Annotated in this window: 14 protein-coding genes; 6 read left to right on the forward strand and 8 right to left on the reverse strand. The window is 56.9% G+C overall.

The features are described from left to right. Position 1 precedes the first annotated feature (1 nt). Positions 2–439 (reverse strand): MarR family transcriptional regulator, encoded by a 438-nt coding sequence (locus AADJ11_RS17815; RefSeq protein ID WP_093917439.1) that lies wholly within the window; start codon positions 437–439, stop codon positions 2–4. A 156-nt stretch (positions 440–595) separates the two neighbouring features. On the opposite strand from AADJ11_RS17815, the gene AADJ11_RS17820 reads away from it, so the two are divergent. The 5 genes from AADJ11_RS17820 (at position 596) to AADJ11_RS17840 (ending at position 6339) form a co-directional block, all read left to right on the forward strand. Then, entirely contained in the window at positions 596–1663 is a 1068-nt protein-coding gene (locus AADJ11_RS17820) for an aromatic ring-hydroxylating dioxygenase subunit alpha (RefSeq protein WP_341235788.1), read from the forward strand. Between the two features lie 52 nt (positions 1664–1715). Next, positions 1716–2933, forward strand: coding sequence for an ABC transporter substrate-binding protein (locus AADJ11_RS17825; RefSeq protein ID WP_341235789.1), 1218 nt, complete (start codon positions 1716–1718; stop codon positions 2931–2933). Between the two features lie 76 nt (positions 2934–3009). Beyond that, the gene (locus tag AADJ11_RS17830; RefSeq protein WP_341235790.1) at positions 3010–4872 is read left to right on the forward strand and encodes an ABC transporter permease; all 1863 of its coding nucleotides are present in this window, start codon (positions 3010–3012) and stop codon (positions 4870–4872) included. Beyond that, positions 4869–5645, forward strand: a complete 777-nt coding sequence (locus AADJ11_RS17835) for an ABC transporter ATP-binding protein (protein ID WP_341235791.1) — start codon at positions 4869–4871, stop codon at positions 5643–5645. The genes AADJ11_RS17830 and AADJ11_RS17835 overlap by 4 nt, the downstream gene beginning before the upstream one ends. Next, positions 5638–6339, forward strand: a complete 702-nt coding sequence (locus tag AADJ11_RS17840) for an ABC transporter ATP-binding protein (protein ID WP_341235792.1) — start codon at positions 5638–5640, stop codon at positions 6337–6339. Before AADJ11_RS17835 ends, AADJ11_RS17840 begins: the two co-directional genes overlap by 8 nt. Before the next feature lie 11 nt (positions 6340–6350). On the opposite strand, the gene AADJ11_RS17845 is transcribed toward AADJ11_RS17840, so the two are convergent. The 7 genes from AADJ11_RS17845 to AADJ11_RS17875 all read right to left on the reverse strand — a co-directional run bounded on the left by AADJ11_RS17845 (position 6351) and on the right by AADJ11_RS17875 (position 12598). Beyond that, positions 6351–7097 carry an amino acid ABC transporter ATP-binding protein gene (locus tag AADJ11_RS17845; protein WP_341235793.1) on the reverse strand — a complete coding sequence of 249 codons (747 nt, stop codon included), beginning with the start codon at positions 7095–7097 and terminating at the stop codon, positions 6351–6353. Next, complete coding sequence (locus AADJ11_RS17850) at positions 7094–7768, reverse strand: amino acid ABC transporter permease (protein WP_341235794.1); 675 nt, start codon at positions 7766–7768, stop codon at positions 7094–7096. The genes AADJ11_RS17845 and AADJ11_RS17850 overlap by 4 nt, the downstream gene beginning before the upstream one ends. Before the next feature lie 5 nt (positions 7769–7773). Continuing rightward, positions 7774–8526, reverse strand: coding sequence for an amino acid ABC transporter substrate-binding protein (locus AADJ11_RS17855; protein ID WP_341235795.1), 753 nt, complete (start codon positions 8524–8526; stop codon positions 7774–7776). Positions 8527–8825: 299 nt separating this feature from the next. Then, entirely contained in the window at positions 8826–9611 is a 786-nt protein-coding gene (locus AADJ11_RS17860; RefSeq protein ID WP_341235796.1) for a heme ABC transporter ATP-binding protein, read from the reverse strand. Continuing rightward, entirely contained in the window at positions 9608–10672 is a 1065-nt protein-coding gene (locus AADJ11_RS17865; protein WP_341235797.1) for an iron ABC transporter permease, read from the reverse strand. The genes AADJ11_RS17860 and AADJ11_RS17865 overlap by 4 nt, the downstream gene beginning before the upstream one ends. Before the next feature lie 4 nt (positions 10673–10676). Then, positions 10677–11543 carry an ABC transporter substrate-binding protein gene (locus tag AADJ11_RS17870; RefSeq protein ID WP_341235834.1) on the reverse strand — a complete coding sequence of 289 codons (867 nt, stop codon included), beginning with the start codon at positions 11541–11543 and terminating at the stop codon, positions 10677–10679. Beyond that, entirely contained in the window at positions 11543–12598 is a 1056-nt protein-coding gene (locus AADJ11_RS17875) for a ChuX/HutX family heme-like substrate-binding protein (protein ID WP_341235798.1), read from the reverse strand. The genes AADJ11_RS17870 and AADJ11_RS17875 overlap by 1 nt, the downstream gene beginning before the upstream one ends. 225 nt (positions 12599–12823) lie before the next feature. Here AADJ11_RS17875 and AADJ11_RS17880 point away from each other — a divergent pair, with 225 nt between their 5' ends. Further along, positions 12824–14851: a TonB-dependent receptor gene (locus AADJ11_RS17880; protein ID WP_341235799.1), complete on the forward strand. Its 2028-nt coding sequence runs from the start codon at positions 12824–12826 to the stop codon at positions 14849–14851. The last annotated feature ends 31 nt before the right edge of the window (positions 14852–14882 follow it).

The raw sequence follows: 14882 nt of genomic DNA on the forward strand, positions 1-14882 counted from the left end.
TCTAAAGCTTATCCAACAACGTCAGCAACCGCTCCACCTCGCGCGGGGTCAGGTTGCCGACAGTTTCGGCCGAGATATCAAGCGCGGTCTCAACCGCATCGGTCGCAAAGGCAACACCCGCATCGGTCAATGAAATCTCAAGCCGGCGCATGTCGGTCGCAGAGGGGCTGCTTTGCACCAGTCCTTTTTTGCGCAGGCGGTCCACCACACCTTTGGTTGTGGCGGCGTCCATACCCACAAGACGGCCCAGCTGGTTCTGGCTGATCTTGACCTCGTCGCGCAGCTTGGCCAGCACGGCAAATTGGGTCGGCGTAATGTCCGGCATCCGGCGATTGAAAATCTCAAGATGGCGCTGGTTGGCCAAGCGCAGCTTGAAACCGACCTGATCCTCAAGCTGGTAGGGGGCCGTTTGGGTTTGTAGTTCCGCCAGATTGGTCAATGTATCGTCCAGTATTTTACTGCAATCGCGTATTTGTTGTGCATTATCATCCCATGGTTTTTATCTGGGGTCCACAACAGAACCGATCATAAATATTGTTTGACAGCTAACAAGTTTTTGGTCCTTCATGAAGACAGTTAATACAAGGAGTCGCATGTGTCCTTTGTCAGAAACGCCTGGTATGTCGCCGGATGGTCCACAGATTTTGACCACGATCTAGTGCCGTTGACACTGCTTGCGCAGAACCTTGTTATGTTTCGGTGCAGCGACGGAAACCTTACCGCTTTAGAGGACCGCTGCCCGCACCGCTTGTTGCCGCTGTCCAAAGGTAAACGTATCGGCGACACCATTCAATGCGGCTATCACGGGATGACATTCGGGGCCGACGGCAAATGCGTGCGCGTGCCGGGGCAGTCGAATTTACCCGCCAGCGCCTATGTTGACAGTTTTCCTGTGCTTGAACGTCATGGCATCGTGTTTGTCTGGATGGGCGATGCCGACAAAGCAGACCCTGCGCTGGCCTTTGATATGCCGGAACTGTCGCAAGACGGCTGGCATCTGCACCACGGGGACAAGCTGCATATCAAAGCGAATTACCTGAACGTCGCCGAAAATCTGGTGGACCCTGCGCATGTCAGCTTTGTTCATCCAACGACCTTGGGGAATGCAGCCTCGGAAAACGTGCCGGTGCATGTGAAAACCGCGGATGAGGTCATCGTCGCGTGGCGGTGGATCAGAGACGCGGAACCCATCGGGTTCTTTAAGGAATTCGGCGGTTTTGACGGCAACGTTGACCGCTGGCATTATTACTATCTGCACATGCCATCAACCGCTGTGATTGACTTTGGGTCGGCCGATGCCGCGCTTGAACTTCCCGAGGAACAACGCAACAAGGGCGTGCGCATTTTTGCGCTGCATTTCGTCACCCCCGTGACCGAGGATTATACGATCGACCACTGGATGCATCTGCGCAATACCGCCCTTGGTGATGATGCCGCGTCTGAAAAGATGGACGCGATGTTCCGGATTGCCTTTGCCGAAGACAAGGCGATCCTCGAGGCCGTACACGAGGAAGAACAGCGCCCGCAAAAGCGCAAACCCATCCGCATCGCCATCGACAAAGCGCCCAATGTGTATCGCAAGCGCATTCGCGACCGGGTCGAGGCCGAAGCCACTGATGATCTGGGCGATCCCGTTTCGCCGGTCTTTGTCCAGCACGATTAACAAATTAAAAATGCCGCAAAAGACGGCACCCACCCACCAGAGAGGACACCAAATGAACAGAAGTACATTCCTGAAAACCCTTGTCGGGGCCGCGGCCCTTAGCATGACGGGCATTGCCGCTTTGGCCCAATCGGGCGAACCGATCAAGGTTGGCGAAATCAACCACTACAAGCGAATGGCCGCCTTTGCGGAGCCCTATAAACAGGGCATCGAACTGGGCCTGGAAGAAATCAACGCTGCAGGCGGTGTTCTTGATCGCCCGCTCGAGTTTATCTTTCGCGATGACCAAGGCGACCCCGGCGAGGCCATCAAAATCGCCGAAGAGCTGATGACCAGCGAAGGTGCCGTAATGCTGACCGGCACAATCCTATCGAACGTGGGTCTGGCCATTTCATCTGTCGCCGCTGAAAAGCAGTGGGTGTATCTGGCCGCCGAACCGCTGGCCGACGCGCTGACATGGTCGCAAGGCAACCCGTGGACGTTCCGTTTGCGCACGTCGACCTATATGCAGGCCGCGATGCTGGCTGAACAGGCCGCCAAAACCGATGCGATGAAATACGCGACCATCGCGCCAAACTATGCCTACGGCAAAGATGCGGTTGCCGCGTTCAAGGAGGTGCTGACCGAACTGAAACCCGGCGTTGAATTTGTCGGCGAACAATGGCCCGCCTTGTTCAAGATCGACGCAGGTGCCGAAGTGCAAGCGCTGGAACGGTCCAAGCCCGATGCGATCTATAACGTGACCTTCGGACCCGATCTGGCCAAGTTCGTACGCGAAGGCACGACACGCGGTCTGTTTGACGGGCGCACAGTATATGGCCTGCTGTCGGGCGAGCCTGAGTATATGGAACCGCTGGCCGATGAAGCACCCGAAGGCTGGGTTGTCACCGGTTACCCTTGGTATGACTTCACCGAGGAAGACGGCGCGAACAAAACCTTTGTTGATGCCTATCAGGCGCGTTTCAACGAGACACCCAAGCTGGGGTCGCTTGTTGGCTACATGACCGCAGCAACCGTTGCGGCGGCGATCCAGAAAGCCGGATCAACAGATGGTGACGCGATCCGTCAGGCGTTTGAAGGCTTGGATGTGGCGACGCCCGTCGGCGACATCACCTTCCGCGAGATCGACAATCAGGCGACCATGGGTGCCTTTGTTGGTACAACCGCGTTGAAAGACGGGGGAGGGGTCATGACAAACTGGACCTATCTGGATGGTGCGGACTATCTGCCGTCCGACGAGGAAGTCGCAAAACTGCGCCCTGCAGACTAACGGCTCGCACCGCTCCGGAAGGGAACACCTTTTCCGGAGCGGTCGACCCTATTCCCCAAATTGATCGAGGTGGCTGATGGGCCTTTTTATCGCACAGATTCTGACTGGGCTTGCAAACGCTGGCGCACTTTTCATGGTTGCTTCGGGCCTATCGCTGATTTTTGGCGTGACCCGCGTCGTGAATTTTGCCCACGGGTCCTTCTATATGCTGGGCGCTTATGTCGGCTATTCGCTGATGCAGGTGCTGCCCGGAATGGTCGGGTTTTGGGGCGCTATTCTGCTGGCTGGCATTATCGTTGGCCTGATCGGTGTTATCGTCGAAATCTGCGTGCTGCGCCCTGTCTACAGCGCGCCTGAACTGTTCCAGCTGGTTGCGACCTTTGGCGTGATCCTCGTTATCCAAGACCTCGCGCTGATGATCTGGGGCCCGCAAGATTTGCTGGGACCACGCGCGCCGGGTCTAAAGGGTGTGATCCGCATCATGGGCGAACCGGTGCCGCAATATGACATCGCGCTGATCGTGATCACGCCCTTTGTCGCGATTGGTCTGTGGTATCTGATCACCAAAACCCGCGTCGGCACATTGGTGCGCGCCGCCACCCAAGACCGCGAGATGGTCAGCGCCCTTGGCGTGAACCAAGCGTGGCTGTTTACCGGCGTGTTCTTTCTGGGCTGCGCCTTGGCAGGTCTAGGTGGCGCGCTGCAACTGCCCAAAGGCGGCGCTGACTTGCTGATGGACTTCACCATTCTGGGGTCCGTCTTTGTGGTTGTGGTTATTGGCGGCATGGGGTCGCTGCCGGGTGCCTATCTGGCGGCGGTGATCATTTCCGTGTTGAACGTCTTTGGCGTCACCTATGCCCCGCAATCCACGCTGGTTCTGATGTTCGTGGTCATGGTTATCGTGTTGATGTTCCGCCCCTTTGGCCTGCTGGGCAAAGAGGAAATCGCGGGCGAGCATGGCCAAGTTGGCGAACCTGAACGCCCCATCAAACCCGCGGGCAACCGTATGCGTTTGCTCGTCGCTGTCGGGCTGCTGATCCTTGGGCTGTTGCCGTTCTACAGCGGTAACTTTGCCGTCGTTCTGGTGACCGATATCATGATCTTCTGCCTCTTCGCCGCATCGCTGCACTTTATGTTGGGTCAGGGCGGGCTGGTCAGCTTTGGTCATGCCGCGTTTTTCGGCGGCGGGGCTTATGCGGCCGCGCTATTCGTCACTTACTCTGATACACCGATGGAGCTGGCACTGGTGCTGGCACCCATCTGCGCGGGCCTCGCCGCAATCGTGATCGGCTGGGTTTGCCTGCGGTCAACCGGTGTTTATTTCGCCATGCTGACCCTCGCCTTTGGTCAACTGCTCTGGAGCCTCGCGTTCCAATGGGGCGATGTGACCGGCGGCGATGATGGTTTGGTGAATATCTGGCCGTCTGACTGGGCATCAGATAACGACGTCTATTATTACCTCGCATTTGTGCTCTGTGTCGGCGGTATCTTGTTGCTGCGCCAAGCCGCCCACGCGCCTTTTGGCTATGCCATGCGCGCCGCGCGCGACAGCGCCCGCCAGGCCGAGGCCATGGGCATAAACACCAAGCGCATTCAGTGGGTCGCCTTTACCTTTGCCGGTATCATGGCGGGTCTTGCGGGCGGGTTGTTTGTCTTTTCCAAGGGCAGCATTTTCCCGAACGAGCTGGAAACCGCGCGCAGCTTCGACGCGCTGATCGTCGTGTTCCTGGGTGGTGTGAAAACGCTATCCGGCGGCTGGGTCGGTGCCGCGTTCTTTGAGGGGATCAAAGATTACCTGACCCGCTTCGAATACTGGCGCCTTGCCTTGGGCCTGTCGATCATCGTCGTCGTGATCCTTGGCCCCGAAGGCATCGTCGGATCGCTGCGCAAAGCCGGTGAACGCTTTGGCATTCTCAAGGTACCGGAGGACGCGAAATGAGCCCGATCCTGTCTGTTCGCAATCTGTCACGCAATTTTGGTGCGATCAAAGCCGTTGATAACGTCAGCTTTGATCTGGCCAAGGGGGAATTGCTCGCGTTGATCGGCCCCAATGGCGCGGGCAAAAGCACCTGTTTCAATATGCTGATGGGCCAGCTCAAACCATCCTCGGGCACGGTGCAGTTGATGGGTAAAAACATCGCTGGCATGCAGCCGCGTAAAATCTGGCGCATGGGGGTGGGGCGGACGTTTCAGATCACCGCGACCTATGCGTCGATGACCGTGGTTGAGAACGTGCAAATGGCGCTGATCTCGCACCACAGGCGGCTGTATTCCCTGACCACCTTCGCCCATAAACTCTACCGAGAAGAGGCGCTGGCCCTGCTTGATACCGTGGGCATGGTCGATCAGGCAGAACGCCACTGCGCCGTGCTGGCCTATGGCGATCTTAAACGGTTGGAACTGGCCGTGGCACTGGCCCATGATCCGATCCTGTTGCTGATGGATGAACCCACCGCCGGCATGGCCCCGCGTGAACGCATCGCATTGATGCAGCTTACCGCCGACATTCTAGACGCCAAAGGCATCAGCGTATTGTTCACCGAACATGACATGGATGTGGTTTTTGCCCATGCGCACCGGATTATGGTTTTGAACCGGGGCGAGTTGATCGCCAACGGTACGGTCGATGAAATCCGCAATAACCCGCAGGTCCAAGAGGTATACCTTGGCGGCGGCACCCTGTTCAAAGCACAGGAGGACGCCCATGCTTGAGGTCAAAGACGTCAATTCATTCTACGGCAAGGCGCATGTTCTGAATGACCTGAACTTTAGCGTGGATGCAGGCACTGTTGTTGCGCTACTCGGGCGCAACGGCGCGGGCAAAACGACCACGATGAAATCCATCATGCAGCTGGTGAAACCCCGCAGCGGGACCGTCACCTATAAGGGTCAGAACATCACCGGTTGGGCCAGCCACAAGGTCGCGCGGGCCGGCTTGGGCTATGTCCCCGAAGAACGCCGGATTTTCACCCAGCTTACCGTGTTGGAAAACCTTGAGGTCGGCCGCCAGCCCCCGCGCGAGGGCTGCACCACGTGGACCGACGACATGGTGTTTGACCTGTTTCCCAACCTTGCGGAGCGGCGACATAATCGGGGCAAGGCGCTGTCGGGTGGCGAACAGCAAATGCTGACGATTGCGCGCACCTTGATGGGCAACCCTGCGTTTATTTTGCTGGATGAACCCTCCGAAGGCATCGCACCCGTGATCGTCGAACAAATGGCCCGCGTCATCCTTCAGCTGAAAAGCGAAGGCCTGACCGTGCTGCTGTCCGAACAAAACCTGCATTTTGCCCAAGCTGTGGCAGATGGAGTGGTGATCATCGAACATGGAACGCAAAAATTCGTGGGCAGCCTGTCAGAGCTTCAGGCCCATCCGGAAATCCGCGATCAATATCTGTCTGTCTAACCCGATACGCCTTAGGAAACGCGGCGCAAAAATGCCTTGGTACGGGGGTCTTGCGGCGCTTCCAGCAGTTGCTTTGGCGGCCCTTGTTCGACGATCTTGCCACCGTCCATAAAGATAATCCGATCCGCAATCTCGCGCGCGAATTGGATTTCATGGGTGACGATCAACATGGTTTGCCGTTTCTCGGCCACCCGCCGCATCAGATCAAGAACCTCGCCCACCCATTCAGGATCAAGGGCCGAGGTTGGTTCGTCAAACAACATCAGATCGGCATCCAACGCCATCGCGCGCCCGATCCCAACACGTTGCTGCTGCCCCCCCGAAAGCGCTGCAGGATAGGCATCCGCCTTATCCGCCAATCCGGTCTCGCGCAGGGTTGCGTCCGCCCGCGCAATCGCATCGGCCTTGGACTGACCTTTGACGGTGATCAGCGCTTGGGTAATGTTTTCGCGGGCCGTTTTATTGGCAAACAGGGCGTAGTTCTGGAAAACGAACGACGTTTTCCGCCGCAGCGCCAGAATATCAGCGCGCGACGCCGTATCCGCATCAACGCTCAAATCACCGATGCGAATAGTGCCGCTGTCAGGGTGATCCAGATAGTTCAGGCAGCGCAGCAACGTCGATTTACCCGTGCCGGACGGACCAATCACAACGACCCGTTCGCCCGGCGCGATATCGAGGTCGATACTCTCAAGAACACGGGTCGCGCCAAAGGACTTGCTGAGACCTTTGATGGAAATAGCGGCTGGTTTGGTCATCTTGCATGCGCCTTGTTCAAATAAACCTCTAGATGGCGCTGCAGAAATGCCAATGCCTCGACCATGATCCAATAGATTGCCGCCACGACCAGGAATGCCTCGAAATACAGGAAACTCCCTGCGGCTTCTTTTTGCGTGGCCCCCATCAGTTCGGTCACGCCGAGGGTAAAGGCCAGCGAGGTCCCTTTGATCATGTCGATGAAATAGTTAACGAGGGTCGGCGCGGCGACACGGGCCGCTTGGGGTAGGATGATGTGATACATCATCTGGCCTTGCGTCATGCCAACAGCTTCGGCCGCTTCCCATTGACTGCGGTCCACCCCAAGGATCGCGGCGCGGATGCTTTCGGCCATATAGGCGGAAAAATGCAGCGTCAGCCCCATGATCGTGGCGGTCACACCATCGATATTCGTCAAAAATGACAAGACCTGCGGCACGCCGTAGTAAAACAGAAACAACTGCACCAAGAGAGGCGTGCCGCGAAAAAAGCTGATGAACAGCCGTACAAAGCCGTCGAGCACAGGGATTTTAAACACCCGCTCCACCGCCAGAATGGACGCCAGAATAAGCGCAAAGAACATGCCGATGATGGCCATGAACAATGTCAGTGGCACATAGCCCAGCAGAACGGGCACCAGATCCAGCATGTATTCGAAATCCAGCGCCCGCATCAGCGTTACTCCGCTACTGTAATGTCAGTTCCAAACCACTTTTCCGAGATGTCGGCCAATGTGCCATTCTCGCGTAGCGTTACGATAGCCGCGTCGAACTTGTCGCGCAGCGCTTGGCCGTCTGCATCATCGCGAAACGGCAGCGCGTTGCGGATTTCGCTGAACGGTTTACCAGCCAAAGCCAAAGGCAGCGGGCTTTCGGCGATCAGCTGCGCAGATGATACGCGATCCATCACAAATGCATCGACGCGGCCCAATGCCGTGTCTTGCGCGATGTTGCTTTCATAGGTGCGAATATCGATCTCGTCTGCGTTCGGCAATTGGCCAAGCAATTCTTCGAAATTCGACCCCAGGTTTACGGCGACGGTCTTACCGCTCAGATCCTCAACACTGCCGATCGTTGCCTCGTTACCCGCTTTAACCACGACCTGCGCGCCATCAAATACATAGGGCTGCGAGAACGCGAATTTCGCCTCGCGGTCGGGCGTAATCGTGATCTGGTTGGCAATCGTATCAATACGTCCGGCTTCCAGCGCCCCGATCAGGCCCGAAAATGACATGGTAACAAAATTTACCTCATCGCCCGTCTCGGCGGCAATGGCATTGATGAAATCAACCTCGAACCCTTGCAACTGATCCAGTTTGACAAAAGTGAAGGGGAAATAGCCACCTGACATCCCGACATTGAGGGTTTCGGACTGCGCCGAACCGACTGAGGCTGCAAAGGCGAGCGTGGCTGCTACAAGTACATTTTTCATAATCTGCTCCGTTTGTTCCCTGAGCAAATAGTCTAAGCACAGCCGCCTTCAATAGACGTAGTTACGACAAGTCCACTGTGATCGGATTACAGCCGCTATCAGAACAAAGTTCTGCAGGCGGTGGTTTTTCTGGAACGCTCTGAAACAGAGGTAGCGATAGATGCGTCAATTACGCGATGTTGTTCTATCGGTAGCTTGGGGAAACCCTTGTTCCGACACCAACTTGAGAGAATCGGACTTCGATCAAAAGATTACATAACTAACCTTATGGCGCATATCTTCCACGGGCGGGCGAAGCCCTAAAGCGCAGCAACATGAGGCAGAATGAAACTGCTGTTGTCCACCGGTGCTTGATTGACCCTTAGCGAGCACCCGTAGGCCTGCGATAGCACCTTGTCGGTCATGACGTCCTGCGGCGTGCCCGCGGAAAGAATGCTACCTTGGACCACCATCACCATGCGATCGGCAAACATGGCCGACAGGTTTAGGTCGTGCATCACCGCCACAACCCCGCCACCACGCGCGGCGTAGTCTTTTAGCAAGCGCATCACCATCAGTTGGTGGCCGATATCCAGGCTGGCAACAGGTTCATCCAGCAACAGCCACCGCGGGGTGCCTGCTTGATCAACGGGGTCCCACACTTGGCACAGAACCCGTGCCAGTTGGACACGTTGTTGCTCGCCGCCTGAAAGCTCTTGATACAATCTGCTGCTGTACCCCTCCAGCCCGACGCGGGCCAACGCGGTATCGGGCAAATGCTCTTTCTGCCCGGAATGGCCGCTTAGCAGCCCCATGCGCACGACTTCGATCACGGTAAAGGGGAACGCAAGCATCGTGGATTGCGGCAACACACCCCGAATGGCCGCCAGATCCCAAGGGCGCGCCTGCTCGGCGTCGTGGCCGTTAAAACGTATCTCGCCCGAAAAATCGATCTCGTTTGTGATGGCCTTGAGCAGGCTTGATTTGCCCGCACCATTCGGGCCGACGATGGCCGTAAGCTGCCCCGCTACCGCGCGAAAGGACACATCCTGCAGAATGGTTTTATGGCCAATCCACGCCCTTGTGACATCTGCTTCTAACATCATAGGTCCACCAATCCGCGGCGGCGCAGCAATATCCACAAGAACACGGGCGACCCGAGAACCGCTGTAATAATCCCGATCGGCAGCTCGGCGGGGGAAATAATCACCCGGCTGATTACATCGGCAATCAGCAAAAGGCAGGCCCCCAGCAGTGCGACATTGATCAGCAACGGCCGGTGATCCGGCCCCGTTGCCAGACGCATAAGATGGGGCACAACGATACCGATAAACCCGATGCCACCCGATACCGCGACCGCCGCCCCTGTCGCGGCAGCGACGGCCAGCATCGCGATGCTTTTGACCCTTTGCACCGGGATACCCATGTGGGCAGCCGTTGCTTCGCCAAAGGCAAGGCCGTTCAATCCGCGGCCCAGAAAGGTCGCAGACCCCACGGAGATCAGGATAACCGGGACTGCCACCATCGTCTTTTCCCACGTGGCACCGGCAAGCGATCCAAGACCCCAAAAGGTCAGGTCGCGCAGCTGTGCATCGTCGGCAATATAAATAAGGATACCCGCCGCTGCATTCGCCAATGCGGCCAAGGCGATGCCCGCCAGCAGCATGGTTGCCACCGATGTGCGGCCCCGTCTGGTGGAAATCCGGTACAATAGCATCGTCGCACCCCAGCCGCCGATAAAGGCAGCGATAGGAACCAACCAAAAGCCAAGGACCCCTTTCAGCCACAGAGGCAGCAAACCACCCAACACGATAGCAAGAATAGCGCCCAGTCCGGCACCAGCACTAACGCCGACCAAACCCGGATCCGCAAGGGGGTTGCGGAACAACCCTTGCAACACAGCGCCTGACACGGCCAAGGACGCCCCAACGCAGATACCCAAAATGACCCGCGGCAACCGAATATCCCACAGAACGATCCGTTCCATCTGGGTCAGCGGTTCGCCCACGACCAGCTTTTGCAGCGCACCCCATAGCGACGTGCCTGACGCGCCAATGGCAAGGCTGGTAATACTGATCACCACCAACGCGCCGGCCAGCCAGAAATGGGCCAGCCGCGCGGTGGTGCGACGATCACGTGGCATTGTGATATCTGCAACCTGCACCATTCTATCAGCTGCCGTATAGTGCGGCAGACAGGTCAGACACAGCATCCGCAGTCCGGGGTCCGAACCCCAATAGATACAGACCATCCATGCGGATCACCGCCCCTGTTTCACCAGCAGGTGTCGACGCGATCACGGGCAGCGCCAACAGCTCGGCAACGGTACTGTTATGATCGCCTTCGCGTTCCATCATCAAAATCGCATCGGGCGCGGCAGAGATCACGGCCTCGTCCGTCATGGGTTTGTAGCCTTCAAACCCTGTTGCAGCATTCTGCGCGCCAGCCATTTCGATCATTGCCGACGCGGCTGTGTTCTGACCCGACGCCATAATCCGCCCACCTTGCGTGCTAATGATAAACAGCACCTTCTTGGGCTCCTGCCCCGCGTTTTTCTGGGCTGTCTGCACAACCGCATCCAGTCGCGCTTTCAGATCATCGGCCAGTTGCTTGGCCTTGTCCGCCTCGCCAATCGCCTCGCCAACTGCGTTGATTTTGGCGGCGACACCCTCGGCTGTATATTCCTCGGGAACGGTCATGAAGGGGATATTCGCCGCCTCAAGCACGTTGATCGTTTCTAGCGGGCCAGCGCCGTCTTCCGAGATAATCAATTTCGGATCGACAGACAGCACCCCTTCGGGGGAAAGCGCGCGCATGTAACCGACATCAGGCAGATCCTGCGCTGCGGCGGGATAGTTTGACGTGGTATCGCGCGCAATCAAGCGGTCACTGGCACCTAGGGCAAAGATGATCTCAGTGATTGAACCGCCGATGGCAACGATGCCATCGGGTTTATCTTGGGCCAACGCCGGGAATGCCGTCGCAACCAACAGCGCAAACGCAGACGCCCGCAGCGTGAGACCTGAACGACGCCCCATCATGCCGGCACCTCGGTTTTCAAACCTTCAAGACCGTCCACAAGCTTGCCCCATGCCGGGCGGCTGTCACGACCTTCTTTGCCAACACCAAAGACCTGAAAGATCAGCCCGCCATCTTTGTTAAATGCCTCGACCGATACGGCCGGGCCGCGTTGCGTTGGTTTATCAACCGCCCAAACTTCGGCGATGTGATCCAACCGCAGGTGCAGGTTGAACCGTGGGTCCAGCACGTTCTGCCACGGCCCCATCGCCTTGAGTGTGTCAATCGGGCCGGAGTGGATCTGGATACAGCCCCGGTTGCCGGTGAACACCATGATCTCCAGATCGCTGGCCGCAACCTGTTGCAACATCTGATCCACGGCACCCGGCTCCAACGCGCGCACAAACGGCGCGCCAGCGATGCGATATGCACCCAAACGGTTCATCTTAAGCTTCGACGTCAGACGCATGAACTGATGCGTGTCGGTCATTCTGGCCCATTCCTTGCGCAGGATATCAACCTTGGACTCGTCCGCCTTTGGGGTTTCGTCTGGCTTGCGCTCGGCGACCTCAACCGTTTGCGACTGGTCGTCCAGCTTCAGGTCTTCTTTGGCTTGCGCCCATGCGTTCAAGTCAGAACCGTCGCGCAGGAAAATCTTGTGAACGGCATCGCCCGCCGCATCAAACACTTGCAAGCTGCGCCGCACGCCTGTTTCAACTTCTTTCTCAACCATAAAGGCGTGGCACCAATGGCTGGGGAAAATCCGCAGGTCGATTTCATCATTCAGGATCATCGACGCATGTGGACCAGAACGGTAGTTGTCATACACGCCAACCTTTTCGTTCACACAAGACGGGTTGCGCGTCAGGGCCATCACCTCGCCCAGGGTTTGGGCAACGCCCATCACCTTGTCGGGGTGCGCGTCAATCCGGGTTACCCCTTCGCCACAGGACGCAGCGATAAGCTGGGCCTCGCTGATGTTAAGCTTGTCCGCTACGTCGCGTTCGCGCAGTTTTGCATGTTCGGCGCGAAATTCGCGGATGTATGCGGGGGTTACCGCGTCTTGATTGGTCATGATGCACCTATTGGCTGATATATTGATCGGTGATGGGGCTGGCATCGTGCATCAAGACACGGGCTGGCGTGAGCTGAGCAAAACACTCAACTATTATTGTTGACACTTTTAGTAAGCCTTTCTAGAAACCGCAAGAGCGCATCGATAATCGGCGCAGAAATTCAAAACGCCGTAGCCAGCCCACAGCAAGCACTAGGCCACCTACATGCTTGCGAGGCAAAAAATATGACCCCGACCAGAAAACGTACCCTATTGCTGGGTACCACCAGCCTGTTACTAATCACGATCAATACTGCAGCATTGCACGCGCAAGAAGCCGACCAAGGGTTTTTGGGCACGCTGGTTCTGGGTGAAAGCAAGCGTAAAGTTCAAACTGATACGGCGATTCCCCAAACAACTGTTGATCAAGAAGAAATCAACGACCGCCAAGCTGGCACTGTCGCTCAGCTGATCGATTCCGTACCGGGCGTTAACCTTGTGAACGGGTCCACACCCCAAGGGTCGGGCATCAATATCCGGGGCTTTGGTGCCAACAGCACCTACGGAACCGACCAGAAAGTTGCGGTTCAGATTGATGGCGCAAACGTCGGTGCCGAAGAACTGTACCGGATCGGGACGCAATTGTTCACCGATCCCTTCTTGTACAAAAACGTTAACGTTATCCGCGGCACGGTTGGCAGCTTTGAATTCGGGTCCGGCATCGTCGGCGGCGTTGTTCAACTGGAAACCAAAGACGCTTCCGACCTGACAGGCGGCGAACTGGGTCACGTTCTGGCGCAAACGCTCGAGTTTTCGAGCAACGGCAACGGCCTGACGTCTTCCAGCGTACTGGCATGGCAGCCGACCCAAGACATGGAGTTCATGCTGAACTACACATGGCGTGATCAAGACAACCAACAAGACGGCAATGGCGACGACATCGGCAACAGCGCCTTTAACCTGCCATCCGGTTTGCTAAAGGCGAAATACACCTTTGGCGAAAACCGCGATCAATCGCTGACCTTCAGCGCGACCAAAACAACATCCAGCGAACGCGACGCGCCGTATGACACGTTCATCACAACAACGGACATGTTTGGTAATGTCGATCGCGACACCGAATCAAGCACCGCGACGCTGACCTATAACTTCAACCCAGAAGACAACAATCTGATCGATCTGGATGTGCAGCTAAGCTATGCGGACCAGCAGATTGACCAGACCTATGTCGAGGGCAGCTCATCGCTTGAAGGTTCGCCACAAGAAGGGCAAGTGCGGGCACTGACCAACGCCGATCACCGCTACCGGACCACAAAACTGTCGTTCAAGAACACCAGCTTGTTTGATACGAACACAGTCAGCCACGAATTGCGCACCGGGCTAGAATTGATCCGCAAAAAGCGGCTTGATGCGAATTCGGCCACCGGTGGTGTGGATGACAGAATTGCCGTTTACGCCGTGGATGACATGCGCATTGGCAATGCTTGGACAATCACACCAGCGCTGCGCTACGAGACCTCTGAAATCACAGGGTCCACAGCACCAAATGATGGCGTTTATGATAATGATGCGCTGATGGGCGGTCTGTCCGTGCGCTACGCCTTTGACAACGGCTTTGCCGTGTTCGGCAGCGGCGCGTACACTGAATCGCTTCCCATCCTCGATGACCTCAACAACGCGGCGTATATGACGTTGTCCGAAAAGGCGAAGACGTTCGAACTGGGCGCATCCTATGATGGCGGCGATCTGTTCCGCAGCGGCGACAGCTTTGCGATCAAGGCGAACGTATACAAGACCGAACTCTCTGACGTGACATCCTATACGAATGGTGGCCGCCCTTCCATCAATGTGGACAGCATCGATACCGAAGGGTTCGAGCTTGAGGCATCCTATGCCATGGAAAGCGGTCTTTACCTTGATATGAACGCCAACGTCACCGACGGCACCCAGCATCTTGCCGATGGCACCCAAAATGATTGGAGATTTACAGGGGCTGACTCGCTGCGGTTCACCGTGGGTAAAAAATTCGGCGAAGAGCTAGATCTAAGCTGGGAAATGGTTGCCAACGCATCGATCGAAGTAAACGGTGCCGAAACAGCCGGCTTTGGCGTACACAACCTGCGCGCCACCTATATCCCGCAGCAAGGGGTGTTGAAGGACACGCAAATTCGCGTCGGTTTGGAAAACGTGTTTGACCGCGATTACACGCCACATCAGTCGACACGCTCTGCACCGGGTCGCAACCTCAAGCTGACGTTGTCGCGCACGTTCTAAGAAACAACGAGGAGCAGACCGCGCTTCGCTA

Source organism: uncultured Sulfitobacter sp., from assembly GCF_964021855.1.
GTDB lineage: Bacteria > Pseudomonadota > Alphaproteobacteria > Rhodobacterales > Rhodobacteraceae > Sulfitobacter.